The sequence below is a fragment of the Mesorhizobium sp. SEMIA396 genome, from assembly GCF_024518615.1.
In the GTDB taxonomy this organism is placed as follows: domain Bacteria; phylum Pseudomonadota; class Alphaproteobacteria; order Rhizobiales; family Rhizobiaceae; genus Mesorhizobium.
The window spans coordinates 1-16,763 of record NZ_JANIFC010000012.1; the positions used below are offsets into that span (position 1 = coordinate 1).

Here is a 16,763-nt window from a genome sequence, read left to right on the forward strand (position 1 = left end):
TGACGGTTGTAGCCGGAGGGGCAGCGGGCGACTTCGCCAAGCCTCGGGCCGGATGGCCATCCGGCCCGAGGCTCAATCGCTTCCATCGCACATAATCATCTCGTGCAGATACAAGGGGCGGCGCCGGACTCTCGGATATATTGCGTGCACAACGGCGTACGATTGAGTACGTGCGGCCAGTCGCCGCCGTCTGCGCTGCCCCTCATCCGCCCTTCGGGCACCTTCTCCCCGTAAACGGGGAGAAGGAAAAACCCTGCTACTGCGCCGCGAATTCCGCCGGGTCGAAGTCATATTGCTTCGAGCAGAATTCGCAGGCGACGTGGATGCCACCATCCTCGGTGCTGTCCTTGATCTCCTGCGCGGAAAAACCCTCGAGGATGCCGCGGATCTTGTCCTTGGAGCACGAGCACTGGTCGGCGACCGGGACGCCGCCGAAGACGCGCACGCCATGCTCGTGGAACAGCCTGTAAAGCAGCCGCTCGGCACCGATTGTCGGGTCGATCAGTTCGGTCGGCTCGATCGTGCCGAGCAGCGCCAGCAACTCCTGCCAGGAATTGTCGACCGGGTCGTGGATCTCCTCGCGCGGATCGCCATCGCCACCCGGCAGATCCGGCACGCGCATGCGCTCGGGCGACTGCGGCAGGAACTGCGCCAGGATACCACCGGCGCGCCACTGCTCGCGGGCACCGCCAGGACCGGGCGTCAAAAGCTTGGCCACCGACAGCCTGAGATCGGTCGGGATCTGTTCCGACTGGCGAAAATAGGTGCGTGCCGCATCTTCCAGCGTCTCGCCGTCGAGCTGGACGATACCCTGATAGCGCTGCGTGTGAGCACCCTGGTCGATGGTCAGCGCCAGCACGCCGCTGCCGAGCAGGGTCTGCTGCGAGGTTTCGCCGGCCGCGACCAGCGCTTCCAGCCGGTCGGCGTCAAAACGCGCATAGGCGCGCAATGCCGAGGGCGTGGAAAAATCCGCGACCAGCATGTCGACAGGCCCGTCGGTGCGGGTCTGCAGGATGAACTTGCCCTCGAACTTCAGCGAGGTGCCGAGCAGCACGGTCAGCACACAGGCCTCCGCCAGCAGGCGGGCGACCGGCTCGGGATAATCGTGGCGGCTGAGGATGGCGTCGAGCATCGGCCCGAGTTGGACGGTGCGGCCCCGCACATCGAGCGGGCCGACCTCGAACGGCACGACATGATCGTCGCCGGCATAGCCAAATTCGCCGAGTTTGGGGTGATGTTCAGTCACTTGATAGGTTTCCAACATGACAAAGCTCCAGGGCGCGGCCATGCCGCCCTCCGGGGCGCATGCGTCGAAACGCGCTTGATTTGCGTGATGCGGCGCAAATAGGCATCACACCCCCGCAGATCAAGCTCCCGGGGATCAAGCGCCGAGACACTTCAAGCGCCGAGACACCAGGCAAGCACGGCCTTCTGGGCATGGAGCCGGTTCTCGGCCTCGTCGAAGACCACCGAATGCGGCCCGTCGATGACCTCGTCCGTCACTTCCTCGCCACGATGCGCCGGCAGGCAATGCATGAACAGCGCGTCCGGCTTGGCCTTGGCCATCAGCTTGGCGTTGACCTGATAGGGCGAGAACACGTTGTGGCCGCGGGCGCGATGCTCCTGACCCATCGAGACCCAACAATCCGTGACGATGCAGTCGGCCTGATCGACGGCTTCCTCGGGCGAGCGGGTGAAGTGCAGCTTGCCGCCATGTGCCCGCGACCAGTCGATATGCTTCTGCGCCGGTTCGCTGCCCTCAGGCACGGCGACGTTGAGGTTGAAGCGGAACCGGGCCGAGGCCTCAAGCAAGGAATGCAGCACATTGTTGCCGTCGCCGGTCCAGGCGATGGTCTTGCCGGCGACCGGACCGCGATGTTCCTCGAAGGTCATGATATCGGCCATCAGCTGGCAGGGATGGGTGTCGTCGGTCAATCCGTTGATCACCGGCACGGTGGCGTTCTCGGTCAATTCCAGCAGGCGCTCATGCGAGGTGGTGCGGATCATGATCGCATCGACATAGCGCGACAGCACCTTGGCCGTGTCGGCAATGGTCTCGGAGCGGCCGAGTTGCATCTCGGTGCCGGTCAGCATGATGGTCTCGCCGCCGAGCTGCCGCATGCCGACGTCGAAGGAGACGCGCGTGCGCGTCGACGGCTTGTCGAAGATCATTGCCAGCACCTTGCCTTCAAGCGGTTTGGTGCGCTCGCCGGCCTTGAGGCGCGCCTTTCGCACCACCGCATCGTCCAGCATCAAGCGCAGATCGCCTTCGGAAACGGTGGAAAGATCGGTGAAATGGCGAACTGACATCAGCAATGGTTCCGGGATTACTTCGCCGCGGCGGAAGCGATCGCCTCCGCCAGGCCCTTGGCGCCGGCGCGGATGCGGTTGAGCGCCTCATGGATCTCGGCGTCGGTGACGGTGAGCGGCGGCAACAGGCGAATGACGTTGTCGCCGGCCGGAACCGCCAGCAGGTTCTGGTCGCGCAAGGCCATGTTCACCTTGGTGTTGGGCATGGCGCATTTGAGGCCGAGCATCAGCCCGGCACCCCTGATGTCCTCGATGATTTCGGGAAACTCGTCGGCGACCGACGCCAGCCCCTGCTTCATCAGCAGCGCCTTGCGTTGGACATCTTCGAGGAAGCCGTCTTCCAGCACGACATCGAGCACGGCGTTGCCGACCGCCATGGCCAGCGGGTTGCCGCCGAACGTGGTGCCATGCACGCCAGCGGTCATGCCCACGGCCGCTTCATCCGTGGCGAGGCAGGCGCCCATCGGGAAACCGCCGCCAATACCCTTGGCGATCGCCATGATGTCTGGCGTAACCCCTGACCATTCATGCGCGAACAGCTTGCCGGTACGGCCGATGCCGCACTGGACCTCGTCGAAGATCAACAGCAGGCCGTGCTGTTCGCACAATTGCCTGAGCCGCTTCAGCGATTGCGTCGGCACCGGGCGGATACCGCCCTCGCCCTGCACCGGCTCGATCAGGATGGCGGCCGTCTCCGGCGTGATCGCCTTTTCGGCGGCGTCGATGTCGTCGAAACCGACCTGATCGAAACCTTCGACCTTGGGGCCGAAGCCCTCGAGATATTTGTACTGGCCGCCGGCCGCGATGGTCGCCAGCGTGCGGCCATGGAAGGCGCCTTCGAAGGTGATGACGCGGAAGCGCTCGGGGTGTCCGTTGACGAACTGGTAGCGGCGCGCCGTCTTGATCGCGCATTCCAGCGCCTCGGCGCCGGAATTGGTGAAGAACACCTTGTCGGCGAAGGTGGCGTCGGCCAGCCGCTCGCCAAGCCGGTTCTGCCCGGGGATCTCGTATAGGTTGGAGACATGCCACAGCTTGGCGGCCTGCTCGGTGAGTGCGGCGACCAGATGCGGATGACTGTGGCCCAGCGAATTGACGGCGATGCCGCCGGCAAAGTCGAGATATCGCTCGCCCTTGTCGGTAATCAGCCATGTGCCTTCCCCGTGGTCGAAGGCCAAGGGTGCGCGAGCAAAGGTCTCGTAAAGCGCCGAACCGCTCATTATATGCGTCTCCGGTACCGGAAAATCAAAAAAGCCGCCAAAGCGGCGGCCTGTGCGGCTTATCCTGTTTTTCGGCCATGAAGTCAACGAAAACGTCGCGTAGTGGCGCGCGGCAAGCCTCCCGACGGGACGCCGGCTCATCAGCGACCGGGCAAGTTGGGGAAAACCGAAAAAACCGATTCGTGTTGCACTTGGGACTCTTGTCACCGAGTCAGCGCATAGAGTAGTTGTAGTCGAGAAATAACTAGATTTCGTGCGGCGGACCTAATCACCAGATATATGTGGTGTCTGCCCCGGCAAATGTTGCCGGGTCGGGAGAAGGATTCCGATTGCCGCACGCTTAGAGGAGCGCGGTCTCATGAACTGGACTGACGAGCGGGTAGAACTCTTGAGAAAACTGTGGTCGGAGGGTCTGAGCGCAAGCCAGATTGCTGCGCAGCTTGGAGGGGTCAGCCGCAACGCGGTCATCGGGAAGGTGCATCGGCTGAAACTGTCGGGCCGCGGACGCTCGACCGCCACACCGGCACGCCAGAAGAAGGCAGCGCAAGGATCGACCGTCCAGAAATCGGTATCACGCGCTGCAACCACGGCACGCCATGTCACGACATCGATCGGCGCGACCGCCTTGCAGACGCAGTTCGACGCCGAACCCGTGGCACGCCATTACATCCGTCCGGTTGAGAATGTCGTGCTGCCGATCTCGCGGCATCTGCAGCTGGTCGAACTGACCGAGCGCACCTGCAAATGGCCGAACGGTGACCCGCTTTCAGAGGACTTCCATTTCTGCGGCAACGAAGCCGCCGAAACCGGACCCTACTGCAAATACCACGCCCGCGTGGCGTTCCAGCCGGCATCGGAGCGGCGGCGGAGTCGCTGAGCGAATAGCGAATAGCGAATAGCGAATAGCGAATAGCGAATAGCGAATAGCGAATAGCGAATAGCGAATAGCGAATAGCGAATAGAAACGGCTTGCCTTCCGTCACAGGAAGCAAGCCGTTTTTGTGTTCGCTATTCGCTACTCCCTATTCGCTATTCGCTCTCTTTCACAGCCAACCGTTCTTCCTGAACCGCCAGTAGAGGAACGTGCAGATCACCGCGATCGCGGTCAGCACCACCGGGTAGCCGTACTCCATCTTCAGTTCCGGCATACTGTCGAAGTTCATGCCGTAGATGCCTGCGAGCGCCGTCGGCACCGCCAGGATGGCGGCCCATGAGGCGAGTTTCTTGGTGTTCGCCGTTTCCTGACTCTGGCCGACTAGGAGGCTGGCCTCGAAAGCGAACGCCAGCACTTCGCGCAGGCTGTCGATCTTCTCCTGGACGGTGCGGATGTGGTCGGTCACGTCGCGGAACAGCGGGTGCATGGCGGTATGTATCTGCGGCAGCTCGGCGCTGGTCAGCCGTCGGCAGACTTCGACCAGCGGAAGCGCGGCATTGCGCAGGCGCAGGAGATCGCGGCGCAGCATATAGAGCCGTTCGATGTCGGGAGCGGTCATCGGCTTCAGCAGAACCTTGTCCTCGATCGCCTCGACTTCGTCCTCGATCTGCTCGAGCACCGGCATGTAATTGTCGACGATGAAATCGAGAATGGCATAGAGGACGAAATCCTCACCCTTGGCCAGCGAGTGCGGGCAGCTTTCCCAGTGCTGACGAACGGCGGCATAGGACGTCGAGGGACCGTGCCTGACGCTGACGATGTAGCCTGAGCCGACGAACAAATGGGTCTCGCCGAAAGTGACCCGACCGTCGATCAACTGCGCCGTGCGGGCGACGATGAACAAGGCGTCGCCATATTGCTCGATCTTCGGCCGCTGGTGCGGGTGCTCGGCATCCTCGATCGCCAACTCATGCAGGTGAAACTGCGCCTGGACGCGCAGCAACAGGTTACGGTCGGGCTCCAAAAGGCCGATCCAGACGACATGACCGGATTTCTTTGCCCATTCGCCGGCTTCCTCGATGGGAATGTCGGCGATGCGGCGCCCCGCCGTGTAGACGCCGCAAGCGATAATGCCGGATATCGGCCCAGGCGCCGGGGTCAGGTTCCGAGCATTTTCCATCACGACCTCCCGGAGCAAATCCACGGGCGAGGATAGAGGCAAAGCCCAGAAAGCTTAGCGTAAATCGGGTGACGGTTCGAGAGGCGCGTTCACTTCACCGGCTGCGTCTCGGAAAGACTGATTTTGTCGGTCTTGTCACCCTTGGGCCGCTCAGCCGGCAACTGATCGCCGGTGACGATGTAATAGATGGTCTCAGCGATGTTGGTGGCGTGATCACCGATACGCTCGATGTTCTTGGCGCAAAACAGCAGATGCGTACAGGGCGTGATGTTGCGCGGATCTTCCATCATGTAGGTCAGCAATTCGCGAAACAGCGATGTGTACATGGCGTCGATCTGGTCGTCACGATCGCGCACGAAGCCGATTTTCTCCACCGAGCGAGACGCGTAGACGTCGAGCACTTCCTTGAGCTGGGTCAACGCCAGGTTGGACAGGGCCTCGAGGCCGCGGAACAGGCTGGTCGGCTGGCGTCCGTCGGTGACGGCGACCACCCGCTTGGCAACGTTCTTGGCGAGATCGCCAACCCGTTCGAGGTCGGCGGAGATGCGAATGGTCCCGACGATCTCGCGCAAATCCGCCGCCATCGGCTGACGCTTGGCAATGATGATGATGGCCTTGTCGTCGATTTCGCGCTGGCCCTCGTCCAGTACGGTATCGTCGCGGATGACCTTCTGGGCAAGGCCTGGGTCGGCATTGACGAGAGCGGTGACCGCCTGTTCGACCATGCGCTCGGCATGACCTCCCATCGCGGCGATGCGCTTCGACAGATATTTCAACTCCTCGTCATAAGCGCTGACGATGTGCACGGACTGCATGGCAAAATGCCTTCCCACGGGGTGTTTTGATTTTGAGTCGTTTCCTCGAATCCCCGCTGATACGCTAGCCGGATGACAGAAAAAAGAAACAGTCCCTTTGAATTAGGGCGATATCAGTGAGTCGGCAAATGAACCGAGAATGCCGCGCCGTTGCCGACTTCGGACTTGATCGAAAGCCGGGCGTTGTGGCGCGTCAGTATATGCTTGACGATCGACAGGCCGAGGCCGGTACCCTTCTGGGTCCGGCTGGTCTCGACGTCGACGCGGTAGAAGCGCTCGGTAATGCGCGGAATGTGCTCCTCGGGAATGCCAGGGCCAAAGTCCCTGATCGTCACGTCGATGCCCGGCTCTGATCCGGCATCGCTATGGGCTATGGATACAACCACCCGCCCACCCGACTGCCCGTATTTGCAGGCGTTTTCCAGGAGGTTCTCGAAAACCTGGAAAAGCTCATCGCGATCGCCAGGCACATGAAGCGGCCCATCGGCGTAGTGCCGCTCGATGGCGACGGCGTTTTCGCTGGCCAGCGGTCCGAGCGAGTCGATAACGCTGTCGACTGTCTGCCGCAGATCCACCTCGGTTCCCGGCTTCAGATAGGGTTTCATCTCGAGCCGCGACAGCGACAACAAATCGTCGATCAGACGCGCCATGCGACCGGTCTGGCTCTGCATGATCTGCAGAAACTGGTCGCGCGCCGCCGCGTCGTTGCGGGCTGGCCCGCGCAGCGTTTCGATAAAGCCGGCGATTGAGGCGAGCGGCGTGCGCAGTTCATGGCTGGCATTGGCAATGAAATCGGCGCGCATGCGGTCGATCCGGCGTGCTTCGCTCTGGTCCTTGAACACCAGCACATAGAGATCGGTGGCGTGACCGACCGAGGACACACTCACCCGGTAGGCCCGTTCGACCGGCAGTTTCTCCATGTAGTCGACGACATCGGAGGCGATATCACCAGATAGTACTCCATCCAGCAGGGTTTGCATCTCCGGCGCCCGGAATTTCAACGACAGCGACATGCCTGGCGCGATGCCGCCGAAGGCGGCGAAGGCGGCGGCGTTGGCATGGACGATGGTGGCGGTCCGGTCGAAGATGATCAGCGGATCGGCGACGGCGGCGGCCAGATATTCACCCGAGAGCCGCTGCAGGCCGATGGCCTCGATGGCAGCGCCGCTGCCGGTGGATTGGCGCGCGCCGGCGGTCGGCAGTATTGCCGCTGCAAGCAGCAACAGCAGCGCCGCGGGGACGACATAGGCTGAAATCCCGGCCAAGGCATAAACAGCGAGAACCGCAACGACGCCGGCCGCAAGCAGCCAGCGGCTATTCCACAGCCGTGCGGCCATGGTTTGCGTCATGCCTCTCTGCTCTGTGTCCAGGTCAGCCATTCGCTCGTGGACCTGCCCCCATGTCTTCGCACCCGGTCGCACGGTGGCGGAAAACTTCCACTAGACCGCTTGCCGCATGACCCGAAAATCGGGATCGATTTTCGGAAAGGATCATGCGCAAATTAAAAGTGCTACAGCGTCCTTTGCGCATCCAAACGGACGCGCGGCGCTATAGTGGCTCCCCATAGCATGAGTCCGGAAGCTGGAAAGGGTTCGTCTCGATGAAAAAAGCCAAAGAAAGTCCCGCCGCGCCAACTGCGGGGCCGCTGAAGATCAGGATCGGCGGCAAGGAGAGGGAGTTCGACATCGAAAATCCCGTGCTTCCCGACTGGGTCGAGGACAACAAGCTGACCGCTGGCGGCTATCCCTACGACAAGAAGATGAAAAGCGACGAGTATGACGAGATGCTCGAGAAGCTGCAGATCGAGCTGGTCAAGGCGCAGGCCTGGCTGCAGTCGACCGGCAAACGGGTGATGGCGCTGTTCGAAGGTCGCGATGCTGCAGGCAAGGGCGGCACGATCTTCGTGGTGCGCCAGTACCTCAATCCGCGCACGGCACGCAACGTGGCGCTGACCAAGCCGACCCCGACCGAGCTTGGGCAATGGTACTACCAGCGCTATGTCGACCACTTCCCGACTTCAGGCGAATTCGTCACCTTCGACCGTTCCTGGTACAACCGCGCCGGTGTCGAGCCGGTGATGGGTTTCTGCACCCCGCAGCAGCACGAGCAGTTTCTTGAGGAGACGCCGCATTTCGAGCGGATGATCTCCAACGAGGGCATCCACTTCTTCAAATTCTGGCTGAACATCGGCCGGGAAACGCAGCTCGAGCGCTTCCATGACCGTCGCTACAGCCCGCTGAAGAGCTGGAAATTTTCGCCCATCGACGTTGCAGGCATCACCAAGTGGGACGACTACACCAAGGTGCGCGACACCATGTTCGAGCGCACCCACAAGGAATTCGCGCCGTGGATCATCGTACGGGCCAATGACAAGCGGCGCGCGCGGCTGGCGATCATGCGGCGCATCCTGTCGTCTCTGCCCTATGAGGGGCGCGATCTCGAAATCATCGGCAAGGAAGACAAGAAGATCATCGGCGAAGGGCCGTCATTCCTCGGCAAGCAGGATTGACGCTTCCGCGCCGCGCGGCCTTGGCCGCGCGGCGCGTTCCTTGAGGCTTTCGCTCAGGCCGCGAGCCGGGCGATGCGTTGCAATCGCCGCAGCGTGGTGTCGTCCTGCAGCGCCTGCTGGAAAAGCGAAATCTCCTGATCGATGCGGTCGCAGAGGGCCTCGGTGTTCCCTTTCAGCAGGCCGCGCGTCTGCAGCAGGGCTGCGACCGGCTTCTTGACAAGCTGTCTCGCCCGGCCGAGCGCCGCTTCCTCGACGGTGCCGCCCGGCACGATCTCGGCGACGAGGCCGAGCGCCCTGGCGTCCTCGGCGCGAAGCGTGTCGCCGAGGCAGAAGAAGCGGAAGGCACCGGCATAGCCGAGCTTCTGCGGCGCCAGGATGCTGGTCGCCGCGTCCGGCACCAGGCCGAAATCGACGAACGGCACCCTGAACGTGCTCTCATCGGACGCGATCACCATGTCGCAATGGAACAGGATGGTGCAGCCGACACCGACGGCATCGCCGTCAACGCAGGCAAGGATGGGCTTGGGAAACGTCGCCAGCGTGCGGAACAGGTCGGTGACGGCGGCAATCAGTTTCTGGTGCTTGGTGGCGTCGAGGAATTCGGAGAAGTCGCCGCCCAGACAGAAACAGCCTGCCAGGCCGCGCAGCACGACGACGCGAACCTCCTCATTGTCGGCGGCTTCATGGAAGGTCCTTGCCAGGCTTTCATAGGCTCTCCTGTCCAGCACCGGCCGGCCGTCACTCGACGACACGGTGACGACCAGCGTGTGGTTGCGAAGTTCAGGTTGCGGGTGTGTGCTCATGGCTGTCTCCGATCTCATGACGCACGCCTTTGCCCGAGCATGTCGGGATATCCCCTGGCCAGCACGGGAGCAAAATGATTGCGGCGCGACCGCACCACATCGAGTGTGTGTTCGTTGAAGGTCAGCAAGGTGGCGACGACCTGCTGGTTGCCATAGGTGCGCTGATAGCCCAGCGGGGTCGCCAGGAAATGCAGCTGCAAGGCGCGCAGCACCCACATCGGCTCGAACTCGATGATCACCTTGTCGACGCCGCGCTTCAGCCCCCACTCGACGAAACCGGCAATCAGTTCGGTGCCGACGGTCGAAACGCCGCGACGGCCGTCACGAAAACCGGGAGCCACCGCGTAGCGGGTCAATTCCCAGATGTTTGGACCCGATGGCGGCGTTCCTTCGGAAAGATCGGTCAAGACCTCGGTCAGCAGATGTGGGCGCGTCGTCGGCAACATCCTCTGATAACCCGCCACTTCACCGCCTCTGATGACGATCTGATGGACCGCCTCGTCGTGATCGAACTGGTCGAGTTCGAGCCCGTCGGGCCGCCTGAGGTCATCCCACCCCATCTCTTCGACGAATATCTTGTAGCGCAAACGATGGACGGCCTCCCAAAGGTCGGGACGTTCCATCAATTCCTGGGTTGTAAGGGAAAAAAGCATTCCGCCGTCTCCTGCGTTCAGAGGAAGATACGGCCGTGCTTTGATGAGAAAATTGCGTGATCGCGTAGGCAAAAATTCCAGGTCGGCACGGCCGACCTAACTAATGTAGCCGCGCCGTATCGCTTCCGCGACGGCCTGCACCCTGTTGACGGCACCTAGTTTGCTTTTGGCGTTAAGAAGATGTTTCTCCGACGTGTGTTCGGAAATGCCGAGGATTTGCGAAATCTCCCATTCGGACTTGCCGACGGCGGCCCATTGCAGGCATTCGCGCTCGCGCGGCGTCAGCACGATATGATCGATGGTGTTGCTCGCCATGGTGTGGAGTTGCATGGCGCGGCCAACCGCATAGGTCGAGACCAGCGACACCTGGCCAAATTCGGCGGCGGACAATTCCACAGCCTCGCCGCCGAGCGACACCATGACGATCTGGCCGTCAAGCGTGATCAACGGAAAGGCCAATCCATCACGCAGTTTGAAGGCGCCGGCATCGCCCATCACCTCGCCGCTGCTCTTGTCTATGCGGATGCCCTGCGACGCCTCGTGCCACTGGAAGGGCGCCTGCAACTGTTTCATATGGCTGACGACCGGGTCATGATCGACATAGTTGCGCGCGACATAGCGCTCCAGCCATTCGCCCGGCCAATCGCAGAGAAGCACATGCTGCTTTTGCTGGCCGGCCGGCGTGCCTGGCTGCGGTACGGTTCCCGCCATCAGCGCGGTGAGGCCGAAATCCGATGTTATGCCCAGCAGCCTTTCACAGACCGCCGCCGCCGTTGCGGCGTGCTGCAGTTGGTCTATGTATTCCAGCGTGCGATCGAACTGACCCATCGCAACATCAACCCCATGTTGCCTCGTGCATTGCGGCCAATGATGCGTGCCTGATTTACACTTCGCCACCGACCACGGATTGCAAATCGCATACTTATTTTGTGGCTTCCCTCACCGAGGCGGCCGAAGCTGATTTGCAAACCGGCTAAATCATATCCTGAAATCGGCGGGTTGAAATCAAAAACCATTGTGCCTGTACCATTTTCGTACCAAAACCGGTGCGAGCACGACTGTGGCGGAGTTTTATCTTGGCGTTCCGGTGGAGGTCCTTCGCCCTTGCGATGCTGATCGGCTTGCTGTCGTTCGCCGACGGCGCGCGCGCCGCGGCGCCTCAGGTTCCGGTGCTGTGGGATGCCAAGGAGCGGCTGCCCAAGCCAGACCTTTCGACGCTGCCCCGGCTGAGGTTCCTGACCACCACGGACTTCCCGCCCTTCAACTTCCTTGACGGCGCGGGAAAGCTGTCCGGCTTCCATATCGATCTGGCACGCGCCATCTGCGCCGAGCTTGGCATTGTCGAAAAATGCCAGATCCAGGCCCTGCCCTGGGCCGAGCTGGAAGGCGCACTGCGGAAAGGCGAAGGCGAGGCGATCATCGCCGGCATCGCCGCAACACCGGAATCGCGCGCGACCTACGCCTTCTCACGCTCCTATCTGCAGTTTCCAGCGCGCTTCATCATGCCGAAAGGCAAGGCGCTGACCGAGCCCATCTTTGACAAATTGCACGGCAAGCGTGTCGGCGTAATATCAGGCTCGGCGCATGAACGCATGCTGCGCGACTATTTCAACACGGTTCAGGTCGTCCCTTTCGACAGGCCGGAGGACCTCTATGCCGATCTCAAGGCCGGCAAGGTCGACGCCGCCTTCGGCGACGGCATGCGCCTGGCCTTCTGGCTGGGCGGCTCGGACGCGGCGGGCTGCTGCCGCTTTGCCGGCGGGCCCTATCTGGCGCCTGAATATCTGGGCTCGGGCATGGCCATTGCCACCAAAGCGGACAATCCGGCGCTGGCCGCCGCGATCGATTACGCGCTGCAGGAGATTTCGATGAAAGGCACGTTCGCCGAATTTTATCTGCGCTATTTCCCGGTCAGCTTTTTCTGATCCGGTTCCGGTCGGCTTTGCCGGCCTGACCTGAACCTCAACAGCGCCCGGCCAAGAACTCAGGTCAGCGTGCGCAGCCGCGCCTTGGCCGCGCGGCCGATGGCAGCAACCGTCAGCGTGTCGAGATCGAGCTGACGCCGGATCAGCTGCAGCACCCGCACCTCTTCCATGCGCATTTCGAGGTCGACGGCGGCAACCTCGAAGGCGGCGGCATAGGCGGTGTCGCGCAGCCGCTCAGGCAAGACCTCGGCGACTTCAGCCAGCACACCCTCCAGCCCGTCCTTTTCGTGCAGGCGCTTCTGGCAGTCCTGGGCAACGCCGACCAGCCTGTCGCGGTTGAAGTCCTCGAACACCGGCCAGGAGCGGACGACCTCGCCGATCCGCGCCAGTTCGACATCGGTCATGTCGCGGTCCGAGGCCGAGGTGATGACCATCAGATAGATCAGGGCTTCATGAGGTGTCGGCAATTTTTTCTCCTTGAACCGGGCCTCGAAGTTAGGAACGCCCGTTCTGCACCGCAAGGAAAAAGCGCCGCACGCGTTGACGCTCCGGCGCTGCACGCCTAGAGACCGGTTGAAAACCTTGCCGCGGCCCGCCTTCGGGCCGGCAAATGATTTGGAAACTGTGACATGGCGGGATCAAACATCATCGATCTCAACCCCGAACTGTTGGCGGCCGCGACCGAAAGCAAGGCGTGGCCCTTCGAAGAGGCCAAAAAGATCATCGAGCGCTACAAAGGCGCCGACTTCCCGCAAACAATCCTGTTCGAGACCGGCTACGGGCCGTCCGGCCTGCCGCATATCGGCACGTTCGGCGAAGTGGCGCGGACGTCGATGGTGCGCCATGCTTTCCGCGTCCTGACGCAGGATAAGGTCGCGACCAAGCTGCTGTGCTTTTCCGACGATATGGACGGCATGCGCAAGATACCCGACAGCGTGCCGGACCGCGCCGCACTCGAGCCTCATCTGCACAAGCCGCTGTCGTCGGTCCCCAACCCCTTCGGCGGCGACTATGCGAGCTTCGCCGACCACAACAACGCGATGCTTTGCCGCTTCCTCGACACGTTCGGCTTCGACTACGAGTTCGCCAGCGCGACGCAATACTACAAGTCCGGCCGTTTCGATGCGATGCTCAAGCGCGCCGCCGAACGCTATGAGCAGATCATGGCGGTGATGCTGCCGACGCTCGGACCCGAGCGGCAGGCGACCTACAGCCCGTTCCTGCCGATCTCGCCGAAGAGCGGCCGGGTGCTTTACGTGCCGATGAAGCATGTCGACGCCGAGGCCGGCACCATCACCTTCGACGACGAGGGCACCGAGACCACGCTTTCGATCACCGGCGGCCGCGTGAAGCTGCAGTGGAAGCCGGATTTCGGCATGCGCTGGGCAGCGCTTGGCGTCGATTTCGAAATGTTCGGCAAGGACCACCAGACCAATGCGGTGGTCTATGACCGTATCTGCAACATTCTGGGCGGACGGGCGCCGGAGCATTTCGTCTACGAACTGTTCCTCGACGAGAACGGCCAGAAGATCTCGAAGTCGAAGGGCAACGGGCTGACCATCGACGATTGGCTGACCTATGCGCCGACCGAAAGCCTCGGGCTCTACATGTACCAGCGGCCGCGGCAGGCCAAGAAGCTGTATTTCGACGTCATCCCGCGGGCCGTGGACGAATACTATACGTTCCTTGCCGCTTATCCCCGGCAGGACTGGAAGGAACGGCTGGGCAATCCGGTCTGGCATATGCATGATGGCAACCCGCCCGCGATCGACATGCCGGTGCCGTTCTCGCTGCTGCTCAATCTGGTCAGCGCCTCCAACGCGCAGAACAAGGATGTGCTGTGGGGGTTCATTTCACGTCATACGCAAGGCGTGACGCCAACGACGCATCCCGAGCTCGACCGGCTGGTCGGCCATGCGATCCGCTATTTCGACGATTTCGTGAAGCCGACGAAAACCTTCCGGCCCGCCGACGAGGTCGAGCGCGAGGCGCTGGCAGCCCTCGACGAAGCGCTTGGGGCGCTGCCGGCGGACGCCAATGGCGAAGCGATCCAGAACGCCTCGCTCAACGTCGCGCGCAGGATCGAGCGCTACCAGGATCATTCCAAGCAGAGCCCGGAAGGCGGCCCCGGCGTATCGGGCGCCTTCTTCCAGATGATCTATCAGGTGCTGATCGGCCAGGAGCGCGGCCCGCGCTTCGGCTCGTTCGCAGCGCTCTACGGCGTGGCCGAGACACGTGCGCTCATTGAGCGGGCGCTGGCTGGTCAGCTGGCTTGAGCACGCCGTCGACCTCTTCCAGGATCGAACCCGGCGCCTGAGGGGCCGGGCGTGGCGCGGCCGGCATCGCCGGCATGCCGGACAGATCGGGCGCCGATCCGAAAATGCCCTTCTTCGCCGTGCGCGCCTTGTCGCCGGCTTCGACATAGGGTCCGCCCTTGGCGGCGCGCGCCCAGCCGTTGTCGACCAGCCATTGGCCGATATCCTGATTGCCGATCCGGCATTCGGCGGCGATCAGGTCGCGGCCGCCCTGCGGCGGCACCGTGCAGACCACCGCGCGGCCGCGCAGGAAGGCGCGGAACGCCGTCCGCGCCCGGACACCGCACGGCCAGGGCTTGCCGTCCTCGCTGCAGGTCTCATCCTGCCTGACGATATCGATGCCGGAAACCGCGACCGAGTAACCCTTCGCCTCGATCAGGCCGGCGGCCGGCGCAACCGGCTGGAACAGCTTGGTGCCGTTCCAATCGTCGGGCATTTTCGGCTTGGGCGGCACAGCCAGCGCGAGTTTGCTCAACGGCTCGCGCGGCTCGACCCGTTCAAGCCCCTCGGCGGGCAGTTCCGGTGGCGCGACAATTTGGGGATCGATCGCCCTCGAATGCAGCGCCGGCTTTGGCGGCTGCGGGGCTGCTATGGCCGATGTGGCCGGCTCCTGCGGCACCGTCCCGGCAGCCTGCTGCGCCATCGTATCGGCGCCCGGATCAAGCTGGTCCACCGTGATGACGCTTTCACTCCCTTTCAACGTGCGACCGCCGGCGACGACCATGGCCGCCATCACCGGGACCATCAGAACCGCCAGGGCATGACGAAGGAGCCGCACCAGCTTGACCTACTGGCTAGCCCAGACAATCCGCGCCACCCATTCGACATCGCGCATGGGAATATCGCGGTCGGGATGATCGGGATTGAGCGAGACCAGCGCAATCGACTTGACGGTCTGGCGCTCGAGCACCTTGGCCATCACCTCGCCTGATGTGGTCTTGACGACGACGCGATCGCCCTTGCGGGTGACGGCGCCCGGTTCGACGATGAGGACGTCGCCATTGCGGTAGAGCGGCAGCATGGAATCGCCTTGCACCTGCAGCGCGTAGGAGCTCTCGGTCGATTGCGCCGGCAGTTCGATCAGATCCCAACCCTGCCCGACTGGAAAGCCGGCATCGTCGAAGAAGCCGCCGGCGCCGGCTTGGGCAAAGCCGAGCAACGGCACGGAGCTTCTGCGGGCGACCGAAGCGGCATGGCTGGTCGAAGCACCATTGCTGATCCCAGGCCGGCCTTCGATCAGACCGGTGAATTCGTCGAGTGAGGCGCCCGTCGCCTCGATGATCTTGGCCAGCGATTCGGTCGAGGGCCAGCGTGGTCGGCCATCCGACGACAAACGCTTCGACTTGTTGAAGGCAGTGGAATCGAGCCCCGCACGCTTGGCCAAACCCGAGGCCGAAAGCGAATAACGCTTGGCAAGAGCATCGATGGCAGCCCAGACTCGGTCGTGCGAGAGCATGCTCGCTCTCCTTCGGTGCAGGAAAAAATACCTTTCCCTTCTAGTCTTGGAATGTCGTTTTGTCCACCGGTCGTGAGTGGTTGCAAACGTTTCCGTCGATCGCGGAAAGTCCGACTACCGGGATCGACCGACACCCTTGGCCAAGCTGCGCAGACCCTGGTGCGATGTCATGAAAATCCGCTCCGTTTGCGTCGGTGGCCGCGGGTTCACGGCACGACCAAGTGCCGCAACGACCTCGCCAATCTCAAGAAAGTTGCGAGCCTTGCGATCGTAGACGCCGGCTGTCGTCAGGATCAACGCGGCCGTCTCGCCATTGTCGAGGACGAAGCGGTGCTTGCCTACAACCTGGGTGCCTTCCCAGGTCTCGATCGAGGACACCACTTCGAAGCGGCGCCACAGCCTGATCTCGCGTGCATAGACCGCTTGCAGTCCGCCCATCATCGGCGCCCAGCCATTCTTCCTTGCCAGCGTGATGAGGCCTGCACGAACAAACAGGTCGATGCGGCCGAGATCGGCCAGCATCATGTAGCGCGCATTGTTGAGATGGATGTTGAAATCGATGTCGGTCGGCAGGCAGCGGAAAGCCAGCCGGCCTTCGCCGCCCATCACATAGGGGCCACGGCTGCGTGCCGTGGCCATCATGCGCACCATGCGCGCCCAGACATACATTACAGCGCCCCATGTCCTCTTGGACGCGCAAAGGTCG

Annotated in this window: 17 protein-coding genes; 4 read left to right on the forward strand and 13 right to left on the reverse strand. The window is 62.6% G+C overall.

All coding sequences use genetic code 11. From position 1 onward, the window contains the following. Window positions 1–256 precede the first annotated feature (256 nt). The 3 genes from NP503_RS25505 to NP503_RS25515 all read right to left on the reverse strand — a co-directional run bounded on the left by NP503_RS25505 (window position 257) and on the right by NP503_RS25515 (window position 3,527). Window positions 257–1,288: an Hsp33 family molecular chaperone gene (locus tag NP503_RS25505; RefSeq protein WP_127267143.1), complete on the reverse strand. Its 1,032-nt coding sequence runs from the start codon at window positions 1,286–1,288 to the stop codon at window positions 257–259. Between the two features lie 110 nt (window positions 1,289–1,398). Continuing rightward, window positions 1,399–2,310 carry an ornithine carbamoyltransferase gene (argF, locus tag NP503_RS25510; RefSeq protein WP_127267144.1) on the reverse strand — a complete coding sequence of 304 codons (912 nt, stop codon included), beginning with the start codon at window positions 2,308–2,310 and terminating at the stop codon, window positions 1,399–1,401. 17 nt (window positions 2,311–2,327) lie between these two features. Beyond that, window positions 2,328–3,527, reverse strand: coding sequence for an aspartate aminotransferase family protein (locus NP503_RS25515; protein ID WP_127267145.1), 1,200 nt, complete (start codon window positions 3,525–3,527; stop codon window positions 2,328–2,330). Between the two features lie 358 nt (window positions 3,528–3,885). On the opposite strand from NP503_RS25515, the gene NP503_RS25520 reads away from it, so the two are divergent. Then, window positions 3,886–4,404, forward strand: a complete 519-nt coding sequence (locus tag NP503_RS25520; protein WP_127267146.1) for a GcrA family cell cycle regulator — start codon at window positions 3,886–3,888, stop codon at window positions 4,402–4,404. A 166-nt stretch (window positions 4,405–4,570) separates the two neighbouring features. On the opposite strand, the gene NP503_RS25525 is transcribed toward NP503_RS25520, so the two are convergent. The 3 genes from NP503_RS25525 to NP503_RS25535 form a co-directional block, all read right to left on the reverse strand. Then, window positions 4,571–5,581, reverse strand: coding sequence for a magnesium and cobalt transport protein CorA (locus tag NP503_RS25525; protein WP_127267147.1), 1,011 nt, complete (start codon window positions 5,579–5,581; stop codon window positions 4,571–4,573). An 89-nt stretch (window positions 5,582–5,670) separates the two neighbouring features. Further along, complete coding sequence (phoU, locus tag NP503_RS25530) at window positions 5,671–6,396, reverse strand: phosphate signaling complex protein PhoU (protein WP_013533646.1); 726 nt, start codon at window positions 6,394–6,396, stop codon at window positions 5,671–5,673. A 113-nt stretch (window positions 6,397–6,509) separates the two neighbouring features. Continuing rightward, window positions 6,510–7,775 (reverse strand): ATP-binding protein, encoded by a 1,266-nt coding sequence (locus NP503_RS25535; RefSeq protein ID WP_127267148.1) that lies wholly within the window; start codon window positions 7,773–7,775, stop codon window positions 6,510–6,512. Between the two features lie 221 nt (window positions 7,776–7,996). Here NP503_RS25535 and ppk2 point away from each other — a divergent pair, with 221 nt between their 5' ends. Next, window positions 7,997–8,905, forward strand: coding sequence for a polyphosphate kinase 2 (ppk2, locus tag NP503_RS25540; RefSeq protein WP_127267149.1), 909 nt, complete (start codon window positions 7,997–7,999; stop codon window positions 8,903–8,905). Window positions 8,906–8,958: 53 nt separating this feature from the next. On the opposite strand, the gene NP503_RS25545 is transcribed toward ppk2, so the two are convergent. From NP503_RS25545 to NP503_RS25555, 3 genes are all read right to left on the reverse strand, one after another. Further along, window positions 8,959–9,708 (reverse strand): enoyl-CoA hydratase-related protein, encoded by a 750-nt coding sequence (locus NP503_RS25545; RefSeq protein WP_013533649.1) that lies wholly within the window; start codon window positions 9,706–9,708, stop codon window positions 8,959–8,961. Window positions 9,709–9,722: 14 nt separating this feature from the next. Continuing rightward, window positions 9,723–10,361, reverse strand: coding sequence for an acyl-homoserine-lactone synthase (locus NP503_RS25550; RefSeq protein WP_013533650.1), 639 nt, complete (start codon window positions 10,359–10,361; stop codon window positions 9,723–9,725). Between the two features lie 96 nt (window positions 10,362–10,457). Further along, window positions 10,458–11,189, reverse strand: a complete 732-nt coding sequence (locus NP503_RS25555; protein ID WP_127267150.1) for a LuxR family transcriptional regulator — start codon at window positions 11,187–11,189, stop codon at window positions 10,458–10,460. A 248-nt stretch (window positions 11,190–11,437) separates the two neighbouring features. Here NP503_RS25555 and NP503_RS25560 point away from each other — a divergent pair, with 248 nt between their 5' ends. Then, window positions 11,438–12,286, forward strand: a complete 849-nt coding sequence (locus NP503_RS25560; protein ID WP_127267151.1) for a transporter substrate-binding domain-containing protein — start codon at window positions 11,438–11,440, stop codon at window positions 12,284–12,286. 59 nt (window positions 12,287–12,345) lie between these two features. Here NP503_RS25560 and NP503_RS25565 read toward each other — a convergent pair whose 3' ends face one another. Then, window positions 12,346–12,753 (reverse strand): tellurite resistance TerB family protein, encoded by a 408-nt coding sequence (locus tag NP503_RS25565; RefSeq protein ID WP_256755010.1) that lies wholly within the window; start codon window positions 12,751–12,753, stop codon window positions 12,346–12,348. Window positions 12,754–12,915: 162 nt separating this feature from the next. Between NP503_RS25565 and NP503_RS25570 the strand changes: the two genes are divergently transcribed. Next, on the forward strand, window positions 12,916–14,562 hold the full coding sequence (locus NP503_RS25570) for a lysine--tRNA ligase (protein WP_127270068.1): 1,647 nt from the start codon (window positions 12,916–12,918) through the stop codon (window positions 14,560–14,562). Here the strand turns inward: NP503_RS25570 and NP503_RS25575 are convergent. The 3 genes from NP503_RS25575 to NP503_RS25585 all read right to left on the reverse strand — a co-directional run bounded on the left by NP503_RS25575 (window position 14,528) and on the right by NP503_RS25585 (window position 16,726). Beyond that, on the reverse strand, window positions 14,528–15,379 hold the full coding sequence (locus NP503_RS25575) for a thermonuclease family protein (protein WP_348627432.1): 852 nt from the start codon (window positions 15,377–15,379) through the stop codon (window positions 14,528–14,530). The two genes, NP503_RS25570 and NP503_RS25575, sit on opposite strands and share 35 nt — an antisense overlap. A 9-nt stretch (window positions 15,380–15,388) precedes the next feature. Beyond that, on the reverse strand, window positions 15,389–16,057 hold the full coding sequence (locus NP503_RS25580; RefSeq protein ID WP_127268614.1) for a helix-turn-helix transcriptional regulator: 669 nt from the start codon (window positions 16,055–16,057) through the stop codon (window positions 15,389–15,391). A 114-nt stretch (window positions 16,058–16,171) separates the two neighbouring features. Next, a complete protein-coding gene (locus NP503_RS25585; RefSeq protein ID WP_127268615.1) occupies window positions 16,172–16,726 on the reverse strand; it encodes a thioesterase family protein in 555 nt (184 codons plus the stop codon). Window positions 16,727–16,763: the final 37 nt, after the last annotated feature.